Annotated in this window: 27 protein-coding genes; 16 read left to right on the plus strand and 11 right to left on the minus strand. The window is 51.0% G+C overall.

Annotation, left to right across the window (positions count from 1 at the left end; genetic code table 11):
* Positions 1–142: 142 nt before the first annotated feature.
* Complete coding sequence (gene rfaE2 / locus ACO0LH_RS14250; protein ID WP_422941766.1) at positions 143–622, plus strand: D-glycero-beta-D-manno-heptose 1-phosphate adenylyltransferase; 480 nt, start codon at positions 143–145, stop codon at positions 620–622.
* Here rfaE2 and ACO0LH_RS14255 read toward each other — a convergent pair.
* From ACO0LH_RS14255 to ACO0LH_RS14270, 4 genes are all read right to left on the minus strand, one after another.
* Complete coding sequence (locus ACO0LH_RS14255; RefSeq protein ID WP_422941767.1) at positions 611–2629, minus strand: bifunctional diguanylate cyclase/phosphodiesterase; 2019 nt, start codon at positions 2627–2629, stop codon at positions 611–613. The two genes, rfaE2 and ACO0LH_RS14255, sit on opposite strands and share 12 nt — an antisense overlap.
* Positions 2610–3077 carry a PAS domain-containing protein gene (locus ACO0LH_RS14260; protein WP_422941768.1) on the minus strand — a complete coding sequence of 156 codons (468 nt, stop codon included), beginning with the start codon at positions 3075–3077 and terminating at the stop codon, positions 2610–2612. The genes ACO0LH_RS14255 and ACO0LH_RS14260 overlap by 20 nt, the downstream gene beginning before the upstream one ends.
* Before the next feature lie 136 nt (positions 3078–3213).
* Entirely contained in the window at positions 3214–3684 is a 471-nt protein-coding gene (gene trmL / locus ACO0LH_RS14265) for a tRNA (uridine(34)/cytosine(34)/5-carboxymethylaminomethyluridine(34)-2'-O)-methyltransferase TrmL (RefSeq protein WP_422941769.1), read from the minus strand.
* Positions 3685–3693: 9 nt separating this feature from the next.
* Complete coding sequence (locus ACO0LH_RS14270; protein WP_422941770.1) at positions 3694–4449, minus strand: phosphoribosyltransferase family protein; 756 nt, start codon at positions 4447–4449, stop codon at positions 3694–3696.
* Positions 4450–4541: 92 nt separating this feature from the next.
* Between ACO0LH_RS14270 and ACO0LH_RS14275 the strand changes: the two genes are divergently transcribed.
* The 7 genes from ACO0LH_RS14275 to ACO0LH_RS14305 all read left to right on the plus strand — a co-directional run bounded on the left by ACO0LH_RS14275 (position 4542) and on the right by ACO0LH_RS14305 (position 10362).
* Complete coding sequence (locus tag ACO0LH_RS14275; RefSeq protein ID WP_422941771.1) at positions 4542–5462, plus strand: methyltransferase domain-containing protein; 921 nt, start codon at positions 4542–4544, stop codon at positions 5460–5462.
* A 222-nt stretch (positions 5463–5684) separates the two neighbouring features.
* Positions 5685–6872 (plus strand): cytochrome c oxidase subunit II, encoded by a 1188-nt coding sequence (coxB, locus tag ACO0LH_RS14280; protein WP_422941772.1) that lies wholly within the window; start codon positions 5685–5687, stop codon positions 6870–6872.
* 24 nt (positions 6873–6896) lie between these two features.
* Positions 6897–8492 carry a cytochrome c oxidase subunit I gene (gene ctaD / locus ACO0LH_RS14285; RefSeq protein WP_422941773.1) on the plus strand — a complete coding sequence of 532 codons (1596 nt, stop codon included), beginning with the start codon at positions 6897–6899 and terminating at the stop codon, positions 8490–8492.
* A 50-nt stretch (positions 8493–8542) separates the two neighbouring features.
* A complete protein-coding gene (locus ACO0LH_RS14290) occupies positions 8543–8650 on the plus strand; it encodes a cytochrome oxidase small assembly protein (RefSeq protein ID WP_422941774.1) in 108 nt (35 codons plus the stop codon).
* A 12-nt stretch (positions 8651–8662) separates the two neighbouring features.
* Entirely contained in the window at positions 8663–9250 is a 588-nt protein-coding gene (locus ACO0LH_RS14295) for a cytochrome c oxidase assembly protein (protein WP_422941775.1), read from the plus strand.
* The gene (locus tag ACO0LH_RS14300; protein WP_110256436.1) at positions 9247–9462 is read left to right on the plus strand and encodes a DUF2970 domain-containing protein; all 216 of its coding nucleotides are present in this window, start codon (positions 9247–9249) and stop codon (positions 9460–9462) included. The genes ACO0LH_RS14295 and ACO0LH_RS14300 overlap by 4 nt, the downstream gene beginning before the upstream one ends.
* 39 nt (positions 9463–9501) lie before the next feature.
* On the plus strand, positions 9502–10362 hold the full coding sequence (locus ACO0LH_RS14305; protein ID WP_422941776.1) for a cytochrome c oxidase subunit 3: 861 nt from the start codon (positions 9502–9504) through the stop codon (positions 10360–10362).
* 103 nt (positions 10363–10465) lie between these two features.
* On the opposite strand, the gene ACO0LH_RS14310 is transcribed toward ACO0LH_RS14305, so the two are convergent.
* Positions 10466–10666, minus strand: coding sequence for a twin transmembrane helix small protein (locus ACO0LH_RS14310; RefSeq protein WP_422941777.1), 201 nt, complete (start codon positions 10664–10666; stop codon positions 10466–10468).
* 58 nt (positions 10667–10724) lie between these two features.
* Between ACO0LH_RS14310 and ACO0LH_RS14315 the strand changes: the two genes are divergently transcribed.
* The 5 genes from ACO0LH_RS14315 to ACO0LH_RS14335 are packed head-to-tail and all read left to right on the plus strand — an operon-like array spanning position 10725 to position 14585.
* On the plus strand, positions 10725–11441 hold the full coding sequence (locus tag ACO0LH_RS14315; protein ID WP_422941778.1) for an SURF1 family protein: 717 nt from the start codon (positions 10725–10727) through the stop codon (positions 11439–11441).
* Positions 11434–12030 carry an SCO family protein gene (locus ACO0LH_RS14320; protein WP_422941779.1) on the plus strand — a complete coding sequence of 199 codons (597 nt, stop codon included), beginning with the start codon at positions 11434–11436 and terminating at the stop codon, positions 12028–12030. The genes ACO0LH_RS14315 and ACO0LH_RS14320 overlap by 8 nt, the downstream gene beginning before the upstream one ends.
* A 4-nt stretch (positions 12031–12034) precedes the next feature.
* Entirely contained in the window at positions 12035–13117 is a 1083-nt protein-coding gene (locus ACO0LH_RS14325) for a COX15/CtaA family protein (protein ID WP_422941780.1), read from the plus strand.
* On the plus strand, positions 13114–13998 hold the full coding sequence (gene cyoE / locus ACO0LH_RS14330) for a heme o synthase (RefSeq protein WP_422941781.1): 885 nt from the start codon (positions 13114–13116) through the stop codon (positions 13996–13998). The genes ACO0LH_RS14325 and cyoE overlap by 4 nt, the downstream gene beginning before the upstream one ends.
* Before the next feature lie 53 nt (positions 13999–14051).
* A complete protein-coding gene (locus ACO0LH_RS14335; protein WP_422941954.1) occupies positions 14052–14585 on the plus strand; it encodes an SCO family protein in 534 nt (177 codons plus the stop codon).
* Between the two features lie 98 nt (positions 14586–14683).
* Here the strand turns inward: ACO0LH_RS14335 and rpoH are convergent, their stop codons facing one another.
* The 4 genes from rpoH to ftsY all read right to left on the minus strand — a co-directional run bounded on the left by rpoH (position 14684) and on the right by ftsY (position 18630).
* The gene (gene rpoH / locus ACO0LH_RS14340) at positions 14684–15580 is read right to left on the minus strand and encodes an RNA polymerase sigma factor RpoH (protein ID WP_422941782.1); all 897 of its coding nucleotides are present in this window, start codon (positions 15578–15580) and stop codon (positions 14684–14686) included.
* A 219-nt stretch (positions 15581–15799) separates the two neighbouring features.
* A complete protein-coding gene (locus tag ACO0LH_RS14345; protein WP_422941783.1) occupies positions 15800–16714 on the minus strand; it encodes a cell division protein FtsX in 915 nt (304 codons plus the stop codon).
* A 77-nt stretch (positions 16715–16791) separates the two neighbouring features.
* The gene (locus tag ACO0LH_RS14350) at positions 16792–17466 is read right to left on the minus strand and encodes a cell division ATP-binding protein FtsE (RefSeq protein WP_422941784.1); all 675 of its coding nucleotides are present in this window, start codon (positions 17464–17466) and stop codon (positions 16792–16794) included.
* Between the two features lie 78 nt (positions 17467–17544).
* Complete coding sequence (gene ftsY, locus ACO0LH_RS14355) at positions 17545–18630, minus strand: signal recognition particle-docking protein FtsY (RefSeq protein ID WP_422941785.1); 1086 nt, start codon at positions 18628–18630, stop codon at positions 17545–17547.
* A gap of 112 nt (positions 18631–18742) precedes the next feature.
* On the opposite strand from ftsY, the gene rsmD reads away from it, so the two are divergent.
* The 3 genes from rsmD (at position 18743) to ACO0LH_RS14370 (ending at position 20299) form a co-directional block, all read left to right on the plus strand.
* The gene (gene rsmD / locus ACO0LH_RS14360) at positions 18743–19402 is read left to right on the plus strand and encodes a 16S rRNA (guanine(966)-N(2))-methyltransferase RsmD (protein WP_422941786.1); all 660 of its coding nucleotides are present in this window, start codon (positions 18743–18745) and stop codon (positions 19400–19402) included.
* Between the two features lie 66 nt (positions 19403–19468).
* Complete coding sequence (coaD, locus tag ACO0LH_RS14365) at positions 19469–19975, plus strand: pantetheine-phosphate adenylyltransferase (RefSeq protein ID WP_422941787.1); 507 nt, start codon at positions 19469–19471, stop codon at positions 19973–19975.
* 66 nt (positions 19976–20041) lie between these two features.
* On the plus strand, positions 20042–20299 hold the full coding sequence (locus tag ACO0LH_RS14370; RefSeq protein WP_422941788.1) for a YfhL family 4Fe-4S dicluster ferredoxin: 258 nt from the start codon (positions 20042–20044) through the stop codon (positions 20297–20299).
* Between the two features lie 91 nt (positions 20300–20390).
* On the opposite strand, the gene ACO0LH_RS14375 is transcribed toward ACO0LH_RS14370, so the two are convergent.
* Together ACO0LH_RS14375 and ACO0LH_RS14380 are read right to left on the minus strand one after the other, a co-directional pair.
* Positions 20391–20885, minus strand: a complete 495-nt coding sequence (locus tag ACO0LH_RS14375) for a pyridoxamine 5'-phosphate oxidase family protein (protein WP_422941789.1) — start codon at positions 20883–20885, stop codon at positions 20391–20393.
* A gap of 126 nt (positions 20886–21011) precedes the next feature.
* A complete protein-coding gene (locus tag ACO0LH_RS14380; RefSeq protein WP_422941791.1) occupies positions 21012–22148 on the minus strand; it encodes a diguanylate cyclase in 1137 nt (378 codons plus the stop codon).
* Positions 22149–22170: the final 22 nt, after the last annotated feature.

The raw sequence follows: 22170 nt of genomic DNA on the forward strand, positions 1-22170 counted from the left end.
AATACGTTATTTATACGCCGAGTGTTGGGCTGATGAAACGTAGCCTAGGGAGGCCCGGCCCAGCCTACAATAAATTACGATTACGATTTTCCCCGTGCCTCTGTGGTGAGCGGTTTTTCCGTAAATTACCAAACCTATATTCATGCCTGAATTCGAAAAAAAACTCACTACCCGCGAGCAATTGGCGGAACGTGTACGCGAGCTACCCAAACCTGTGGTCATGACCAACGGCGTATTCGATATCCTGCACCGCGGTCACGTCAGCTATCTCGCTGATGCACGTGAATTTGGTGCTTCGCTGGTGGTGGCGGTGAACACCGATGCCTCGGTCAGGCGCCTGGGCAAGGGCGATGACCGCCCGGTGAATGCCTGTGAAGACCGCATGGCTGTGCTGGCAGCGCTGGAAGCCGTCAGCCTGGTTGTGGAATTTGATGAAGACACGGCACTCGAAGCTGTGCTGGCAGCGCATCCGGATATCTATGTCAAAGGCGGCGATTACGATATGGCAACGATACCGGAAGGGCAGGCCGTGCTGGCCTATGGTGGACAAGTGGCGGCCATCGTTTTTGAGCATGACCGCTCCACCAGTAAATTGCTGGCCAAGGTCAGGTCAGGCAGCTGAATAATTTTTTAGCAGACGTTCAAAATCTTCCGGTGGCAGCGGTTTGGAAAACAGGTAACCCTGGGCAAAATCGCAGCTCGCCTGTTTCAGTAAATCTCTTTGCTGTGTTGTTTCCACGCCTTCTGCCACCACTTTCAGGCCCAGTTTGTGAGCCATCATGATGATGGCTTCTGACAAGGCAATATCGCTGGAATCCGGTGCCAGGTTGCGGATAAAGGACTGGTCTATTTTCAGGTAATCGATATCGAACTTCTTCAGGTACGACAACGACGAATAGCCAGTTCCAAAATCATCCAGCGCCACCTGTATGCCGGCATCGCGGAATTGCAAGAGCTTGCTGGTGATTTTGTGGCTGGCATCAAGCAGCAGGCCTTCGGTAATTTCAACGATAATCGCCTGGCCAGGCAGATTTTGGCTGGCCAGATAGCTGAACCAGTTGATATAGAGCTCCTGATCACCCTGAAATTCCATCGGTGATTGATTCACACTGATTTGAAAATCCGCCTGATAGTGTTCGCGCCATTTTTTCACCCAGCGCACGGCTTCTTTAAACACCAGGTCGCCAATGGCAACGATCAGGCCACTGGTTTCGGCAATGGGAATAAATTCCATAGGGCTGATAAAACCCAGTTGCGGGTGTTGCCAGCGTACCAGCGCTTCTGCCTTCTGTATGCGACCGGTGAGCAAATTGACGATGGGCTGGAAATACACCTGCAACTTGTTGTCAGCAATGGCTGCGCGTAGATCATTGGTCATGCGCAGACGGGCGATTGCCGCAGTTTGCAGGCTGGGGGTGAAGTAACTGAAGCGGTTACGACCATGGCCTTTGGCTGCATACATGGCCTGGTCGGCATGTTTGATGAGGTCTTCCAGATTGTCGGCATCCCGCGGATAAATCGTAATGCCTATACTGGCTGAAAGATAGATTTCTTCACCGCCTATTTGAAACGGCGTAGCCATGCTGCGGATGATATTTTGCGCGATATTTTCTGATCTTTGCTGGTCGCGCATTTCTGGCAGGGAGACGGTAAATTCATCGCCACCGAGCCGGGCCACGGTATCGCTTTCCCTGACGCAGGCACGCAGACGGTTGGCCGCTTCTATCAACAAGGTATCGCCGGTGGCATGCCCGAGGGTGTCATTGACTTCCTTGAAATAATCAAGATCAATGAACAGCACGGCCAGCGGCAGTTGATTACGCTTGCTGAGTTTGATGTCATGATCCAGCCGGTCATAGAACATGCGCCGGTTAGGCAGACCGGTCAGCGTGTCTATGTTGGCCTGTTGCCAGATCAGTGCCTCGGTTTTCTTTCTTTCCGTGATGTCCAGCACGGTACCCAGCATGCGCAGCGGCTTGCCGGTGCTGTCCCACTCCACCAGCGCACCCACCGACAATATCCAGCCCCATTCACCATTGGCTTTCTTTTGCCTGAATTCAACACGAAATTCTTTTGACTTGCCTTCCAGATGCTGAGCGAACGCACGTTCGACCAAAGGGAAATCTTCAGGATGTGAGCGCGCTATCCAGCTTTCTCTGGTTTCACGAAAACCGGCATGCGCATGGCCCAGCATGGCAGCGTATTCGGCGCTGACGATAGCATCGCCAGTCTGCACGTTCAGGTCATACAGACCCTGATGGGTGGCAGACAGTGCCATGCGCAGGCGTTCTTCGCTTTCACCCAGGGCGACTTCAGCCTGTTTCCTCTCTGAAATATCGGTATGGGTCCCCACTACGCGTATCGGCTTGCCTTCGGCGTTTCTTTGTATGACCGTGCCGCGCGTTAATATCCATTTCCAGCGGCCATCTTTGCATTGTACCCGGTGTTCATTCATGTAGATGGGCGTCAGTCCGTCGAAATGTGCCTGTCTGTCCAGCCGCATTTGCTTCAGGTCTGCAGGATGGGTACGCCGGTCCAGTTCATCTGACAGGTCAGGGATTTCATCTTTGCCGTATCCGTATATTTCTTTAAGGCGGTCAGACAGGATTTCACCAGTCCCAGACGCCATCTCCCGATGCCTCCAGCGCCAGTTGCCAGCGTTCTTCGTTGATATGTAATTGCTGCTGATCGCGTTTGCGCTGGCTGATGTCAACGATCATCGCATAGCAGCCTTTTACGGTGCCATCGCTGGAAAATACCGGCAGGATCTGTGCTGCAATATCGCGCGCACCGCCGTGCAAGTAAGGCACGGTAGTTTCATAGGCGATCGACTGCCCGCTCAATGCCTGTTCTACATGGAATTTCACATGCTCAAAGGCCGCTTCGCCAATGACTTCGGCCATGTGTTTGCCTATGACCTCAGCTTTGCTGATACCAAACCAGTTGATATACACCTGGTTGATGAACTGGTAGCGGTACTCATTATCAACATAGGAAATGCAGACGGGCAGGGCATCGACCAGATGACGCAGGTCCTGAAGATTGTCTTCGAATTGTCCTTTTATAGGATTGCTCACAATCTGGCCTTGCCCTTTCGTAGCGTGACGATAATGAATGCCTGTCAGCATTCATCAACGGGATGGTTTTGTAATCCTAAATGATTTAGCCCTATTCTATGCAGAATTCCCTTTCCTTCGTGGTAATTTGTGTTGCTTAACTGCCGCCGGCAAAACCATTTTGTCGCCACGCTTCGTAGACAACCACGGCAACCGTGTTCGACAGATTCAGGCTGCGGTTATCAGGCCGCATTGGCAGACGTATGCGCTGACCGGGTGGAAATGATTCGCGCAGTTCAACGGCCAGGCCGCGGGTTTCGGCTCCAAATACAAAATAATCGCCGGGCTGAAAAGCCAGCGTAGCAAAAGTAGACGAACCATGGGTAGTCATGGCAAACATGCGTTGCGGATCTGGTTGTTCAGCCGCACAGAATGCTTCCCAGTTCTTGTGTACCTTCATGGTCGCATAATCATGATAGTCAAGACCGGCGCGTTTCATTTTACTGTCATCAAGCGGGAAGCCCAATGGCTCGATCAAATGCAATTGCACACCGGTGTTTGCACACAGGCGGATGACATTGCCTGTATTCGGTGGTATTTCAGGTTCAACCAGAACAACGTGGAACAAGGTATTTCCTTAGTTAATATGGGGAAGGGTGCGGGCAAACACATAGGTGCTGACGGTGGCTGCACCGAAACGTTTCAGCATTGTAGCGATTTCATGCATGGTCATGCCAGTGGTCATTACATCGTCGACAACGCCCACATGCTGGCCGCGTATCGCGTCGATCTGGTTTTCATCCATGCTGAAGGCATTTTTGACATTGCGCGCACGGGCGTCGGTGGGCAGGCTGCTCTGCATTGCGGTTTCCCGGCTGCGATGAAATAGTTGGGTAGTGAGCGGCACACCCAGTTGTTGTGACAAGGGGCGGGCAATTTCTATGGCCTGGTTAAAGCCACGCTCGCTCAACCTTTGCGCACCCAGAGGGACGGCGCATAACAACTGCGGTAATTCGAAGCTGGTTTGTCGCAGGATGCTCTCCGTCAGCATGCTGGCAAACCAGGGTGCCAGTGCGAGTTGATGGCCGAATTTAAGCGCCAGCAGCAATTGATCTTGCGGTGCTGCATAGTCGCAAACGGCGACCGCCATATCAAAGGCCGGCGGATTGCGCAGGCAATCACCGCAGCGCGGGCTCTCCGCTCCGGGTGGTAAAGGCAGGGCACATTGCCGGCAGCGTGATGGCTGGCGGTGGAAATAACGCACATGGCATGCCGGGCAAACTGCCTGCTGGCAAGTTTCGTGACACAGGGCGCAACTGCCAGGTATCAGCGCGGAAAGTGCAGAAAGCGTATTTTTCCAGTGTAGCAATGAAATCGCACGAAATGCCGCCATGAGTTTGTCTGTGATTGTGTACGCAAGCGTGTAAACTGGCAGCTTAGCGCATCCCCTCAGGTGTTCAAACCCCTTTTGTTATTGATTTGTTTATGCTTAGTGCCCCTATTGACCTGCAGCTGGTACGCCGCCTGTTTGCGCAACCAGAAAAAATCAGGGCTTCGGATTTTCTCAGACGTGAAATTGCCTCGCGCATGCGTGAAAAGCTGGAGTTGGTAAAAATTCAACCCTTCGCTTTTCTTGATGCTGGTTGCGGTGAGACGGATGATATTGCCGAATTGCAAAAAACATATCCCGCTGCACAGGCGTTTGGTGTGGATGCCTCATTAGCCATGTTGAAGGCAGGCTTGCAAAAACAGCAGGCTGCTTTGAGTGCGGTCAGTCGCCTGCTGGCAAAATGGACGCCCAGCGCCTTGCGTCAGGATGCCGGTCAGCATTTGCTATGTGCTGATTTCGCCCGTCTGCCGCTGGCTCCGGCGTCCTTGGATCTGATCTGGTCCAACCTGGCACTGCACTGGCATCCGCAGCCTGATCTGGTGTTTGCTGAATGGCGCCGGGTCTTGCGTACCGAGGGCTTATTGATGTTCTCTTGCTTTGGCCCTGATACGCTCATTGAATTGCGTCAGGCTTTCGCAGGCATTGATGATTTGCCCCATGCCTTGCCCTTTGTCGATATGCATGATTTTGGCGACATGCTCGTCAATGCCGGTTTTTCCACGCCGGTGATGGATATGGAAAAAATCACCCTGACTTATACTGACCCGAAAAAACTGCTGGCAGACGTACGTGCTTTTGGCGGCAATCCCTTGCTGACGCGAAAGACAGGCTTGCTCGGGCGCCAAGCCTATCAACAAATGCTGGCAGCGCTGGAAAGCCGGCGCAATACGCAAGGTCAAGGCCGGATTGAGCTGACTTTTGAAGTCGTATATGGTCATGCGTTTCGCCCGGTCACCAGAAAAACCGCTGCCGGTGAAGCCATCGTGCGTTTTGATCTTCCTAAAAAAGCATCTTGAGCGACATCAGAAAAATGCTGGAAATCGGCATTTTCCTAGCCAAATCTTTGTGACATTTGCGCCAGATCAGGGATTTGGCGAGTGTATTCTGCTTGATATCACCCTGCTTTACGCCTTATACTCTCGCAGTTGTGGAGGTTGCCGGCACGCATGTTGTTATTTTTTTAAATTTGTGTCCCGGGTGCTCTGTTAAAAGAATTCTAATCGGGTTTTGGGGAAATCATGAAACATGCTAAGCGATTAAAGTCGTTCATGCTGGGTGCTTCGCTGTTAGCGGCTGGTCTGCCAGCGATGGCGGTAGTCAATGGTCCGGCGGTAGACAGCCAGGGCGGTCCGGCGGTATTGCAGTTGAATCTGCAAAAACCTGTTACGCAAATTGCCGAGCAAATTTATTCCATTCATAACCTGATGCTGGTTATCTGTCTGGTGATTTTTGTTGCGGTTTTCGGGGTAATGTTCTACTCCATTTTGAAGCATCGCAAATCGGTAGGCCATAAGGCAGCAACTTTCCATGAAAGTACCGCGGTTGAAATCGCCTGGACTATCGTGCCATTCATTATCGTTATCGTCATGGCCTTGCCCGCGACCAAAACGGTAGTGGCAATGAAAGATACCTCGAACGCCGATATCACCATTAAAGCCACAGGCATGCAATGGAAATGGGGCTATGACTACCTGAAAGGTGACGGCGAAGGTATTTCCTTCCTGTCCACTTTATCTACGCCACGTACCCAGGTGGGTGCGCCAGGTGTTGAACCAACTGAAAAACGTGGTGACAACTACCTGCTGGAAGTGGATAACCAGGTCGTGGTGCCAGTCAACAAGAAGGTCCGTATCATTACCACTGCGAATGACGTGATTCACTCATGGACTATCCCTGCATTTGGCGTCAAGCAAGATGCGATCCCCGGTTTTGTACGCGACACCTGGTTCAAAGCTGAAAAAATCGGTACCTACCGTGGTCAGTGCGTTGAATTGTGCGGTAAAGAACATGCGTTCATGCCTATCGTTGTCAGCGTCGTTTCCGATGATGACTACAAAAAATGGGTAGACACCAAGAAAAAAGAAATGGCTGCCAAGGCAGATGATCCAAGCAAGGTCTGGACTATCGATGAGCTCAAACAGCGCGGTGAAAAAGTCTATGCTGCCAACTGCGTCGCCTGCCATCAGGCAACTGGTAAGGGTATCCCTGGTTCTTTCCCTGCCCTCGACGGTTCAGCAGTCGTGGCAGGTCCAAAAGCTGCCCAGATCAGCCTGGTGCTGAATGGTAAAGCGGCCATGCCTGCATGGAAAGCAGTCTTGTCAGACACGGAAATTGCAGCAGTAATCACTTACACACGCAATAGCTGGTCGAACAAGTCAGCAGAAAACATCGTCCAACCGGCTGAAGTTCTGGCTGCGCGTAAGTAATAAACAGGAAGAACAGGAGAAAAGATGAGCACTACTACAGTTGATCACGCTCACGATCACTCTCACGACCACGCGCATGACCATCCACATGGTTGGCAGCGCTGGTTATTTGCAACCAACCATAAAGATATCGGTAACCTGTATCTGTGGTTCGCCTTCACGATGTTGCTGGCCGGTGGTGTCATGGCCCTGGGTATTCGTAGCGAATTATTCCAGCCTGGCCTGCAACTCATGCAACCGGAGTTCTTTAACCAGTTGACCACCATGCACGGCCTGGTCATGGTTTTCGGTGCGATCATGCCAGCCTTCGTTGGCTTTGCTAACTGGATGATCCCTCTGCAAATCGGCGCGTCCGATATGGCATTTGCCCGTATGAACAACTTCTCGTTCTGGCTGATGCCTCCGGCGGCCCTGCTGTTGCTGGGTTCGTTCTGGGTACCTGGCGGCGCAACTGCTGCTGGCTGGACGCTGTATGCACCTTTGTCCACACAAATGGGCCCTGGCATGGACATGGCGATTTTCGCTGTCCACATCATGGGTGCGTCTTCCATCATGGGTTCCATCAACATCATCACTACCATCCTGAACATGCGCGCTCCTGGCATGACTTTGATGAAGATGCCGATGTTCTGCTGGACCTGGTTGATTACTGCCTACCTGCTGATCGCTGTGATGCCGGTTCTGGCTGGTGCGATCACCATGACTTTGACTGACCGTCATTTCGGTACCTCTTTCTTTAATGCAGCTGGTGGCGGTGACCCAGTCATGTATCAACACATTTTCTGGTTCTTCGGACATCCAGAGGTGTACATCATGATTTTGCCGGCGTTTGGTATTGTTTCCCAGATCGTTCCTGCGTTTGCCCGCAAGCCATTGTTTGGTTATGCATCGATGGTGTATGCAACAGCATCCATCGCGATTCTGTCCTTCATCGTCTGGGCGCATCATATGTTTACAACCGGTATGCCAGTGACGGCACAGTTGTTCTTCATGTATGCGACCATGCTGATCTCGGTACCGACCGGCGTGAAAGTATTTAACTGGGTTGCCACAATGTGGAAAGGCTCGATGACTTTCGAGACGCCTATGTTGTTCGCAGTCGGCTTTATCTTCGTGTTCACCATGGGTGGCTTTACCGGCCTGATCCTGGCGGTGACACCAATTGATATCCAGTTGCAGGATACCTATTACGTCGTTGCCCACTTCCACTATGTGTTGGTGGCAGGTTCCCTGTTTGCATTGTTCGCCGGTTATTACTACTGGAGTCCAAAGTGGACAGGTTTCATGTACAACGAAATGCGCGGCAAAATCCACTTCTGGGGTTCGCTGATTCTGTTCAACGTGACTTTCTTCCCTATGCACTTCCTGGGTCTGGCTGGTATGCCACGTCGCTATGCAGATTATCCTGCGCAGTTCACTGACTTTAATCAGTTGGCTACGGTTGGTGCTTTCGGTTTTGGTCTGATGCAGGTGTACTTTATTCTGGCCGTGGTTATTCCTTCCATCAAAGGTGGTTTGCCAGCAGCAGCAAAACCTTGGGATGGTGCTGAAGGTCTGGAATGGACAGTGCCTAGCCCTGCGCCTTTCCATACTTTTGAAGAACCACCTGAATTCAAATAATAGCTGGATGTCTGAGGCTTGCTCCGGTCGTACCGGAGCAAGACAAAAAAATGACTAATCGTAAGAAACCGAATAACTTAAGAACAGCCATCATTCTGTTTTCTGTCGCGCTGGTGTTTTTTGCCGGCGTCATCATTAAGCAAACCTGGTTACGCTGATAGGATGTAGCAATGTCGCAAGAAGAGCCGGAGGCAGGTGGCAAGCGCAAGCTGAACGCCAATATGCTGGGCAAGTTGCTGGTGATCGCTGTCTTGATGTTTGGTTTTGGATATGCCCTGGTGCCTATCTATAAACAGATTTGTGAATTGACGGGTGTCAATATTCTGACGCCGAAAGATATTTCGGCCAAAGAGATATCGAATTCCCAGATCGACAGAAGCCGGGAAGTAACTGTCGAATTTGATGCCAATACGCAGGGCCCGTGGCGTTTTCGCCCCACTGTGACGAGCATGAAAGTGCACCCTGGTGAGATGACACAGATCATGTATGAAGTAGTCAACAAGCAGTCTTACAAGATGGATGCGCAGGCAATACCCAGCTACGCGCCACAAGAAGCAGCTGGCTATTTCAAAAAGATGGAATGTTTTTGCTTCAAGCAGCAAACCCTGGGGCCAAATGAAGCGCGGCAAATGCCGGTGGTGTTTTATATAGACCCGGCGCTGCCAAAAGATGTGAAGACGATTACCCTGTCTTACACTTTCTTTGAAGTAGGTGGCAAACCGCAAGTAGTGGCAGGCGAACAAGCGGGACGTTCATGACAGATTTGAAAGAAGCCAGCAAACGTAAAGCTTCGTTTCTGGCAACAATGAAAGCGGTATTCTGGTCGTTTTTGGGAATACGCAAGAAAAATGATTATGAACAGGATGCAGCGCAGTTAAATCCTGTTCACGTGATAATTGCCGGCATCATAGGTGCACTTATATTTATTTCCGTGCTGATCATGATAGTCAAACACGTTGTCGCGAAATAACAATTCAAGTAGTAAATTAAATTGCATCGGGAGATGGAAATGAGTTCTCAACACGCTAAAGCGCCATATTATTTTGTGCCAGGCCCATCCAAATGGCCAGTGCTAGGCGGTACTACCTTATTGCTGACCATGCTGGGTGCTTCTGCCTGGGTAAATGGCCTGGCCTGGGGTTCTTACCTGAATTTTGCCGGTATCATCCTGACCCTGGTGGTTTTGTATAACTGGTTTGGTGACGCTATTGCCGAATCCGAAGGCGGTAAATACAGCGCCCGTATCGACGTGTCCTTCCGCTGGAGCATGAGCTGGTTCATCTTCTCTGAAGTCATGTTCTTCGCCGCGTTCTTTGGTGCGCTGTTTTATGCACGCAGCATCAGTATGCCTTGGCTGGCTGATCTGGATCACAAAGTCTTGTGGCCAGATTTTGCGGCAAACTGGGGTAATGCAGGTCCTGCCGGAACGATAGAAGCGTTCAAGACCATGGGTCCTTTCCCTATCCCGACGATTAATACAGCCTTGTTGCTGACTTCGGGTGTGACGCTGACGATTTCTCACCATGCCTTGCGTGAAGGCCATCGTGCGAAGACCGCAATCTGGCTGTTTGCTACGGTATTGCTGGGTGCTGTGTTCATGGGCTTCCAGGCATATGAATATATCCATGCTTACCATGAACTGAACCTGAAACTGACTTCCGGTATCTATGGTTCCACTTTCTTCATGCTGACTGGTTTCCATGGTTTCCATGTGACCATGGGCGCCATCATGCTGTCAGTTGTCTTGTACCGTGTCCTGAAAGGTCACTTTACACCTGAGCATCACTTCGCATTTGAAGGCGCTGCCTGGTACTGGCACTTTGTTGACGTGGTCTGGCTGGGTTTGTACGTCGTAGTTTACTGGCTGTAAAGTTATCCGCTTAGCAGCGCAAAAAAGCCGCACAGTTAGTGCGGCTTTTTACATATATGCATGTCTTGCTGAATGGCCTTTGGCCGGGATGCCATGATATAACTTAGCGTATGCCCGTTGGCTGTATCAGGCCATAGTGGTTAGCGATCAGAATCAGCAGAAACAGGGTAATGGAAAACCCAACGCGAAATGCCAGTGCCTTGACGGTGCGATTGCTTTTTCCCTTGTCTTTCATCAGATAGACCAGGGCAGATCCCAGACTGAAGATGATCAGGAAAAAGGCGATGGCGACAAGAATTTTCATACTGGTATATTGTTCGTGCTGATTGCAGGTTTATCGATTTTTCTATTGTAATACCTTAATGCCCATTTCCTTCCGTTTTCGTCTGGTCCCTTTCATTGCAAGCCTGCTGCTGGTCAGCCTGGGTATCGCTCTGGCGCAATGGCAAACCCGGCGCGCGCAGGAAAAAGAGACGATCGCCCTGCATATGACAGCAAACATGCATCTGCCTGCGCTTTCTCTTGATGGCAGCACGGCAGCGACAGGCATCGCGCCGTTTCGAAAACTGCAAGTGCGCGGGCAATGGATCAGGGAATGGCCCCTTTATCTCGATAATCGTCCCTTGCAGGGTAAGGCCGGTTTATATGCCCTGATGCCTTTCAAAGTCGCAGGCAGCAATAAATATGTATTGATCGCGCGCGGCTGGCAGCCACGTGACGCCAGGGACCGCATGCATGTGACGCCACCCGTCACTGCGGATGGTGAATTGGTGCTGGAAGGCATAGTCAGGGATCAACTGGACAGGGTCATGCAACTTGGACAGCCAGATGCCGTCAAACCTGGTGCCATCATGCAGAACCTGGAGTTGTCGGCCCTGGCAAAACAAACCGGATGGGATCTCTATCCCTTCGTGCTCGAACAAACCTCCAACGCTGCCGATGGCTTGTCGCGTGAATGGCCCTTGCCTTCAGCGGGGGCAGACAAGCATCGTGGCTATGCTTTTCAATGGTATGCCCTGGCGCTGATGGCCTTGATATTTTTTGTAGTTACAGGATTTCGTCGTGGAAAAAATGGATAAAAAAACTGCTGGTGGACGCTGGAAACTTTTCATGGTGCTGGCCGTCTGTGCCGCACCGATGATCTTTTCTTATCTCGCCTACTATGTCATCAAGCCGAGTGGCCGCACCAATTACGGCACCATACTGGACCCACGCAACTACCCTATGCCAAAAATGGCCGGGCATCTGCTGGGTGACAGTGCGACAGATAAAACGGTGGAGCTGGATGCCTATAAAGGCAAATGGCTGATGGTACAGGTCGACAGTGGTGCCTGTGCTGCCGCTTGCCAGAAGAAAATGTATGACATTCGCCAGTTGCGTACTGCGCAAGGCAAGGAAATGGACAGGATAGAACGCGTATGGCTCATCACCGATGACCTGCCTATCGATACCATGTTGATACGCCAGCATGATGGTGCGCGCATGCTGAAAGTCGATCCGGCCGTATTGAAGAAATGGCTGCCAGCTGAAACCGACAGCCAGATCACAGACCATATCTATGTGATAGACCCACTGGGTAACCTGATGATGCGTTTCCCCAAAGAGGCAGATCCGAACAAAATCAAAAAAGATCTCGGCAAATTATTGCGTGCGTCGGCGATAGGTTAAAGCCATGTGGTTGCAAATCGCTATTACTGCCGTACTGGTCGCCATGATTCCAGCTGCCATCGTTTATTTTTCAAAAGAAAAAAATAAATACCGCAAACTGATTGCGGTGACAGTGGCATTGACGTTTGAACTCATCATGTTCGGTGCATTTACCCGTCTGACAGATTCTGGCCTCGGCTGCCCCGACTGGCCTGGTTGCTACGGCCATGCCAATCCCTTGCTGGCCCATGCCGATATCAAGGCGGCAGAAATTGCCATGCCTACCGGGCCGGTCACAATTCAAAAAGCCTGGATAGAAATGGTGCATCGCTATCTGGCCATGAGTGTTGGCTTGTTGATCGCGGCGCAAATGCTCATTGCCTGGGTGCGGCGCCGACAGCTCAGCACGGCACCGTGGCTGTCAACTTTCCTGCTTTTCTTTGTTTGTCTGCAAGGTGCGTTTGGCGCGTGGACGGTAACGCTCAAATTGCAGCCGGTGATTGTGACCACGCACTTGTTGCTGGGCATGGGTTTGTTGGCCTTGCTGGGTGCCAGTCTGGAGCAACAAACCAGGTCCGTGCAACTGGCAGCGCCAGCCAGCCGGGCCCTAGTCTGGTCTGCCAGCCTGGCGCTGCTGATGGTAGTCATACAAGTCGCCTTGGGTGGGTGGGTGAGCACTAACTATGCTGCCATGGCCTGTGCTGATTACCCTTTATGCAATGGGCAAGCAATGCCGGCGATGGATTTCGAGCATGGTTTCCACCTATGGCGTGAACTGGGTAAAACCATGAATGGCGATTATCTGCCATTTAATGCCCTCGTTGCCATCCAGTGGGTACACAGAAATTTTGCCGTGTTTGTTGTACTGAGTTGCCTGTGGGCAGCTTGGGTGACCAGTCGTACAACGGGTATGGAAAAGCTGGGGCGCTATTTATTTATCGCGATCCTGGCACAATTCCTGATCGGTGTTTCAACGGTGTATTTCTCCTGGCCCTTGTTACTGGCGGTTTTGCATAATGGTGGGGCTGCCACGCTTGTGCTATTGCTGACCATGTTAAACTACCGCATCAGGCATGGGAAACTTGCCGCTGCCAAAGATAGATCATGACCACATTAAGTTTGCCTTCCAACCGTCTGGCCCAGTACTGGGCATTGACGAAACCCCGCGTTACCCAGCTTGCCGTCTTCTGTGCCGTGATCGGCATGTTTCTGGCGACTCCAGATTTGCCTGACTGGCGGGTCGTCGTCGCTGCCACCGCCGGTATCTGGTTGCTGGCTGGCGCAGCGTTTGCTGTTAATTGCCTGTTTGAAAAAGAAATCGATGCGCGCATGGCACGCACGGCGCGCCGCGCTACTGCCCAGGGTGAAATCACGACCCAGCAAACCCTGATATTTTCGGCTGCCATTGGTGGCCTTGGCATGTGGATACTCTATGTACTGGTCAACCCCATGACCATGTGGGCAACCTTCTTTACCTTCGTTGGCTATGCCGTGATCTATACGCTGATATTGAAACCGGCGACACCGCAAAATATTGTCATCGGTGGCTTGTCCGGTGCCATGCCGCCAGCGCTGGGCTGGGCGGCGGTGGCCAATGATATGCCCATGCAGGCATGGTTACTGGTCTTGATCATTTTTGTCTGGACGCCCCCCCATTTCTGGGCGCTGGCCATGTACCGTCGTGATGATTATGCCCGCTCCGGCCTGCCCATGTTGCCGATTACGCATGGCCTGGAATTCACGCGCTTTCATATCTGGCTGTATACGATTGCCCTGTTTGCCACCACCATGCTGCCGTATGCGGTACACATGAGTGGCCTGATTTATCTTGTCAGTGCCGTGATACTGGGGTTGGTTTTCCTTTGGTATGCGTGGCGCATTTACAAGCACTATGACGATGCGCTGGCGCGCAAGACTTTTACCTTCTCCATCATTTATTTGTCGCTGCTCTTTGTCGCGCTGCTGGTGGACCATTACATCAAGCTATGAAAACCCAAAAAATTCTTAAAGGCCTGATTTCCTGCGTACTGGCACTGGCCGTCATGGCCTGTAGCGCACCTGCTGAAAAGTTCATCAATACCGATTTGACTGGTCTCGATTATGCCAAGGATTTTGCCCTGACTGATCACAATGGCAAGCCGCGTACCCTGGCAGATTTCCGGGGCAAGCTGGTTGTGATTTTCTTTGGATATACCCAGTGCCCTGACGTTTGCCCTACCACGATGGTAGAAATGGCAAATGTCATGAAAGCCCTGGGGCCAGACGCAGACAAAGTACAGGTTTTATTTGTGACCGTTGACCCGGAACGTGACACGCAGGCGCTGTTAGCCAGTTATGTGCCGAATTTTGATCCGCGCTTTCTGGGCCTGTATGGTGACGCCAATGCCACAGCCAAGGTGGGTAAGGAATTTAAAGTGTTTTATCAAAAAGTGCCAGGCAAGACACCGACCAGTTATACCGTCGATCACACAGCTGGCAGTTATGTGTTTGATACCAAGGGCCGCATACGCCTGTTCCTGCGACATGGCCAGGGTGCGGAACCGATAGCCCATGATTTGAAGCTGTTGTTGAAATAAATTCCTAACGGCAGTAAGCCACTGAAAACAGTTGGCAGAGTTTGAAAAAGCAAAGGGCACTCATTGAGTGCCCTTTTTAATACCGTCGGCTTTAAACTTTAAGCAAAGCTGGCCAGGTTGCCCTTCATTTTTTTCAATGCGGCGCTTTCGATCTGGCGGATGCGTTCGGCAGAAACACCATATTCATCAGCCAGTTCATGCAGTGTTGCACCTGTACCATCATCATTTTTCAACCAGCGTGCTTCGATGATGTGACGTGAACGTGCATCCAGCTTGGACAAGGCAGATTCCAGGCCTTCGCTTTGCAAACGGTCATACTGACGCGTTTCCAAAACCTTGGTTGGTTCTTCTGCTTCTGTCTTCAGATAGGCGATAGGTGCGAATTTTTCATCATCGTCATCGGTAGGTGCATCCAAAGCGATATCATGACCGGACAAACGCATTTCCATTTCTATCACTTCTTCGCGTTTCACATCCAGCGTGGATGCCAGTGCATCAATCTGCTTTGGTGACATCGCATCCAGGCCTTCTTTGTGGCTGCGCAGATTGAAGAACAACTTGCGTTGTGCCTTCGTCGTTGCCACTTTGACCAGACGCCAGTTTTTCAGGATGTATTCATGCATCTCTGCCTTGATCCAGTGCATCGCATAGGACACCAGGCGCACACCCTGATCAGGATCAAAACGCTTGACCGCCTTCATCAGGCCGATATTGCCTTCCTGAATTAAATCTGCGTGTGGTAAACCATAACCAAGATAGCCACGGGCAATCGACACCACCAGGCGCAAGTGCGACATAACCAGTTGTTGCGCAGCGGCAAGATCATTATCGTTGCGCAGTTTTGTCGCAAAATCGATTTCTTCCTGATGCGTGAGCATGGGCAGGCGATTGACTGCCGAGATATAGGCATCAATATTTCCGAGGCTGCCACTGAAACCAAGGGCCAGTGCAGTGCTGTCAGAAGCAGGGATCAATTGTGTCGATGTTGTTGCCATTATTCCTCCTTATTGCTGCCAGCCAAAGTACAAATTACTTTGACCGCCACTATCAAGTTCTTATATTAGCACTCTCTTGCGAAGAGTGCTAATACTCAGATTCTATGAACCCCATCAAAAATATCTATCAAGAAACCGGTCTTCATTTGAAGTGCTAATGAATAATCTATAAACACTTAGATGAGGGCGCAGGCAAAAAGTTGCAAGCTGTATCTGAAATTAGCTGGCTCTGGCTAATTGCCGTCTGACTGACAGGAATGCACCCATCAAGCCCAACAACATACTAACAGCCAATAAGATGACGCTCGGTATGCTACCCAACGGAGCGAGATGAAATTCTGATGCATATAATTTAGCGAATTCAGCAATGGCACGGTTCAAGGGCTGTAAAGATGCCGCAATCAGGCCCAATGCCAGACAGCCCGCCAGCAGACCCAGCAAGGCACCCGTGTAATAGTAAGGTTTGTGTATGAAGCTGTTCGTCGCACCCAACAGGCGGGTGACAGCAATTTCAGCCTGATGCGAAATGACTTGCAGGCGCGTCGCATTAAATACCACCACCACCACGACTACCGCCAGGGTTGCGGCCAGGAATATCAGGCCAAGTTGCAGTATTTGTACCAGCGCAGCCAGGCGTTTCACCCAGGCAGAATCAACCTGCACGACGTCAACGTCAGGCATTTGTTTGATTTCTTCTACCAGTGCGTCCAGTTTGCCTGCATCATTGTTCGATAACGACAGCACATAGGCGTCAGGCAGGGGGTTGCCACCCAGGGTAGTCAATACTTCTGCCAGGTTTGACGATTGTTCAAGGCTGGCCAGTGCCTTGTCCTTGGGAATGAAGTTCAGGTTGGCCGTAATATTTTTCTCTTTCAACAGCTTCTTGATAGGGATGGAAATGGCGGTTGCATTGGCCCTTGGCGTATCCGGGCTGACAAAGATGCTGATTTCTGGTTCTATGGACAGCTGTGACGAGATGGGGCGGATATTTTCTATCAGCGTCAAACCGGCGATCGGCAATGCGAGTGCAATGGCGACCACCAGAACGTTAAACAGAAAATTGCCAGGGGCAGCGCGCAAATGGGCAAATGCACTTCTCAGGGCAAACAGATGCTCGCGAAACCAGATGGTCATGGATTATTCCTCATTGTTGCTCAAACCGTATGGGGTAAATTCGGACAAATTGGGGGCGAATTTGAGTATCAGGCATGTCAGGCTGCCAGCGACGATTTCCAGGCATCGCTGACCTGGCCCTGGCTCAGATAAATGACACGGCTGGCCTGGTCGAGAAATTGCTCGTCATGACTGGAGATAATGCAGGTGACACCAGCGCTTTGAAAAGCTTTCAGTGCACCCAATACCTTATTGGCATTGTCCCGGTCCAGAAAAGCCGTGGGTTCATCCGCCAGGATGATTTGTGGCCGGTTCACGATGGCACGGGCAATCGCCACCCTTTGTTGTTCACCACCAGACAGTGCCATGGGCCGGGCCGTTGCCTTGTCTGGCAAGCCGACTTTTTCCAGCGCAGTGCGGGCGCGTGCCTCTGCTGCGCTATGGGAGGAACCCGTCACAATCAGAGGTAGCATGACATTCGCCAGTACACTGCGGTCGGTCAGCAATTTTTGATCCTGCAAGATCAGTCCCAGCTTGCGGCGCAGGTAAGGCAGGCTGCCGGTTTTCAATTTGCTGATGTCCTGGCCGTTCACCATGACCCGGCCACTGCTGGGTTTTTCTATCCCGGCAATCATCTTGAGCAGCGTGGATTTACCAGCACCAGAAGGGCCAGCCAGAAAAATCAGTTCGCCATCAGCGATAGACAGCGACACATTGCGCAAGGCAAAGGCGTCCTGTGAATATTGCTTGCTGACGTTTTCAAATGTGATCATGATTGGCTAATTCAATATGGGTTTGGTGAAGGGCGACACATTCCTTATTTACTATTAGTTACCGTTTATTAATTAGCGTTAACCAAGCAAGGCGTCGACAAATTCCTGCGCGTTAAATGGTTGTAAATCTTCTATCTGCTCACCTACACCAATAAAATATACTGGCACAGGACGATTTTTGGCAATCGCTGCCAGCACACCGCCCTTCGCTGTACCATCCAGTTTGGTGATGACCAGGCCAGTCAGTTGCAATGCATCGTCAAAGGCCTTGACTTGCGTCAGTGCATTCTGGCCAGTGTTGCCGTCAATGATGAGCAATACTTCTTGTGGCGCACCATCCATGCCCTTGGCGATGACACGTTTGATCTTTTTCAATTCTTCCATCAAATGCAGTTGTGTAGGCAAGCGGCCAGCAGTATCGACCATCACCACGTCGGTGCCACGAGCGCGTGCAGATGCTACCGCATCAAATGCTACCGCTGCCGGGTCGCCGGATTCTTGCGAAATCACCGTGACATTATTGCGCTCGCCCCAGATCGTCAATTGTTCACGCGCTGCTGCACGGAAGGTGTCACCGGCTGCCAGCAACACTGATTGATCGTGGCTTTGCATGTGCTTGGCCAATTTACCGATGGTTGTGGTCTTGCCCGCGCCGTTGACACCGGTGATCATCATGACCAGGGGTTGATACCGGCCAAGTTCCAGCGGTTTTTGCAATGGCGTTAGCAATTCCAGCAGCAAAGCCTTCAAAGCTGTCCTGACCTGTTCGGCTTCGGTCAGTTTTTCTTCCTTGACCTTTTTCTTCAGGCCATCAAGCAGGAATTGTGTTGCTTCCACGCCTGCATCCGAAGTCAGTAATGCCGCTTCCAGTTCTTCATACAGATCTTCATCGATGCGGGCACCGATGAAGAGAGTGGTAAGATTCGTCGAAGTCTTTGCCAGCCCGGCTTTAAGGCGACTGAACCACGATCGCTTGGGTTCGTCACTGGCAGCAGTTTCTGCAATGATGTCGACAGGTGCAGCCGTCGGCATGACTGCGTCGGGCACAGGTGCCTGTGCAGTCGCTGGGGTGTCCAGATTCGTCGCAACTGGCGTTGTGGGCGCTGCAGGCGCAACAACAACCGGCGGCTCTTCTTTGGGCTTTCTTTTGAAAAAACTAAACATCTGGGATGATTTTACCGGAATGCGGGTTGCTTAAAAAAAGCGACCCTAGTGAGAATGCTGCCATTCTAACAGACAGCGACCGGTAAGATTATGTGCCAGTGTCAAGCATACAATGAAAACAAATAGTAAAAAAATAACCCCACCCAAACGCGTCGCTCATCAGGTAAGAATTATTGGTGGGCAGTGGAAACGCAGCGTATTAGCCGTCATCGATGCTGAAGGTTTGCGACCCACCCCTGACCGCGTCAGGGAAACCGTCTTCAACTGGCTAAATCATTTGCTCGATAACACCTGGGAACGCGCTATCTGTCTCGATTTGTTTGCTGGCAGTGGCGCTTTGGGATTTGAGGCGGCCAGCCGTGGTGCGGCCCGTGTTTATATGATCGAATCGCATACGCCAGCCATGAAGCAGCTGGAGCAAGTCAAAGCAAAGTTGCAAGCCGAACAATGCATCCTGGTGCGTGGTGACGCCGGCAAGGCTGCCCAGCTCATGGCCGGCAAACCTGAAAAGATGGATGTCATCTTTCTTGATCCCCCTTTTGGACAAGACTGGCTGAGCAAGATTTTGCCTCTGTGCGCAGAATTGCTTGGCGAAAAAGGCGTGTTGTATGTAGAAGCAGAATTTTCGCTGGCTGAGCCGCAAGAGGACGAAAAAGTCACCACACTGCTGCATGGATGGCAGGTGATACGCGCAGATAAGGCAGGTAGTGTGTTCTTTCATATACTGCAACGCAACATTCTGCCGCATGGGGCGCACGAAAATCAGGCATAATGCCTGCTCAACTTGGTGCATATCCTTATGCATGTTTTGTGCATAGGGCGAAAAGAGGGAGTGAAGATGGTTACAGCCGTTTATCCGGGAACATTTGATCCGCTGACACGCGGTCACGAAGATCTGGTGCGTCGCGCCTCTGGTCTTTTTGATACTTTGGTGGTGGGCGTAGCGGATAGTAAAAGCAAGAAACCTTTCTTTTCCCTGGAAGAACGTCTGACTATTGCCAACGAAGTGCTGGGGCATTACCCGAATGTCAGGGTAGAAAGTTTTTCCGGTTTGCTGAAAGATTTTGTGCGCAAAAATGATGCGCGGGTGATCGTGCGTGGCTTGCGTGCAGTGTCAGATTTTGAATATGAATTCCAGATGGCCGGCATGAATCGCTATTTACTGCCTGACGTAGAAACCCTGTTTTTAACCCCGTCTGACCAATACCAGTTCATCTCGGGTACCATAGTGCGTGAGATTGCCATGTTTGGTGGCGACGTATCCAAGTTCGTGTTCCCCTCGGTAGACCGCTGGTTAAAACAGAAAGTGGCTATCCTGAATGCGCAAAGCGAATTGCAAAAATAAATAGCAAGGCCGTCAAAGCGGTTTGCCATTGCAGGTTTAGTCAGTATTAGTGAGAAGTGAGTTTGTATGGCCCTGATGATTACAGACGATTGCATCAATTGCGATGTCTGCGAACCCGAATGCCCTAACGACGCCATTTACATGGGGCCGGAAATTTATGAGATTGATCCGCATAAATGCACGGAATGCGTAGGCCATTTCACAGAGCCGCAATGCCAGCAAGTTTGCCCGGTCAGTTGCATCCCTTTTAATCCCGTCTGGCGCGAGACGCCTGAACAATTGCAGGCAAAATACCAGCAACTGCAAGACGCTCAAAATACCTGAACCATACAGGCAACAGAAATTGGTCTGTTGCCTGTGCTGCCAGTTTTGTTCACCCTACATTGCTTCTACTGCAAAATCAAAGTCGCAATAATCAAGGCTGCAAGACACCGTGTTCACCAATGTTTTTTGGCTGCTCACCTGTGACTGCCGCCTTCGCCATTGCAAACAGCTGCATCATCTTGCTTGAGCCGCTATCCCAGTACTCCGCAGCATGGATCTGTACTTTCAGCAACATCAGGTGCGGATCGTCGACGCCGCTTGGAAACCAGGGCTTGGCCATGACATTCCATAATTCTTCTGCTTTCTGGCGGTTGCGCAAGACTTGCGCACGGCCAGATATCGATACATACAAGCTGTCATCGACATTTGAGAAGCTGGCATTGACTTCCGGATTTTGTCGTACTGCGTTCAGGAAAGTGGCTTCGTCAGAAATGAAAAACCAGATGTTACCTGATGCATCCACTTGTTGACTCGTCAACGGGCGACTGCTTAACTGACGGTTTTCATCGACAGTCGTCAACATGCCAAACTTTACATCTTTGATCATGTCGCGGATTTTTTCGAGCTGATCGTTTTCGGTAGTCATGAAGTCCTCACAGTTTGAATGATTCAAATATGGGACAACAATATACGAGTCCAGCCGGTGGTTCTGTACGCTAACGTACGCCGCAGTGCGATGGCAAGCAAATTGCCGCAGCGTGACAAGGGTAAATCAAGTGCAACGCACCTGGTTGCGCCCCTCGTTTTTTGCCACATAAAGTGCCTGATCCGCGCGCCACAGCATTTCATTGGCAACATTTGCCGTTTCACCTTGATTGCTGTTGTCATCAATACTGGTCAGGCCTATTGATATGGTTGTTTCGCAGGTGCCTGACGCACTGAGGTTGAATGGCTGGCTGGCAATGCTTTTACGTATGCGTTCTGCCACCAGCAAGGCATCCTGCATGTCCGTGTTGACCAGCACCACGACAAATTCCTCGCCGCCAAAACGGCCCAGAGTGTCGCTGAGGCGCAATTCAGCCTTGATGCGTTTTGCCACTTCTTTAAGGACATCATCACCACCCTGATGACCATATTGATCGTTGATCTTTTTAAAGAAATCAATGTCCAGATACATACAGGAAATGCTGTATTTTTGCCTGCGTGCACGGGCAATTTCTTCCAGCATGCGCTGCTCGACGTAGCGCCGGTTACTGACATTGGTCAAAGGGTCAGTCAGGCCTATATAGGTCAGGCGTTCATTGTTGATGACGTTTTCGAGACAGACAGCAATGATGGAACCGAGCCGTTCAATAAAATCCGTCGCCATATTCGGCAAGAAGCGGTCGGCCACGAAACTGCCCAGATTCAAATAACCTATCAGACGGTCTTGTCGCCATAAAGGGATGAGGGCAATACTGGATGGTTTTTTGCTACAGCTGCTGAAAAATGCGCCATGTACTTTGCTTTGGTAATGCGCCAGCAAAGGTTTGTTCAATACCGCATCAGTCTTATGGGATTTCAGCGGTGTGCGTACAAACGTCAGGTGCGGGAATTCGTTAATATCAATTTTCAGGTCCGCCAGCATCTGTTGCAGATCACCCAGCCTGTCGAGCAAGATCAGGCTGACCACATCCAGTTCTGACGTGATAGCCAGCGAACTGAAAATATTCACGACCAGTTCACGAAAGCTATTCGCACCGATAATCTTCAGGTCAAAACTCTGGTGGCGTGCCATGATGTTTTGATTGCGGTGCGCCTGTTCCAGCAAATCCTGCAAGCGCGCGCGCAATACCTGATTTTCATGCTGTAATTGCAGCACATCAATCTGGTTGATCTGGCTTTCGCCCTGATTTTCAGTAGGTGTCACGCTGTCCATAAACTGGTTTATC

Source organism: Undibacterium sp. TJN19 (assembly GCF_049339485.1).
Classification (GTDB): domain Bacteria; phylum Pseudomonadota; class Gammaproteobacteria; order Burkholderiales; family Burkholderiaceae_D; genus Undibacterium.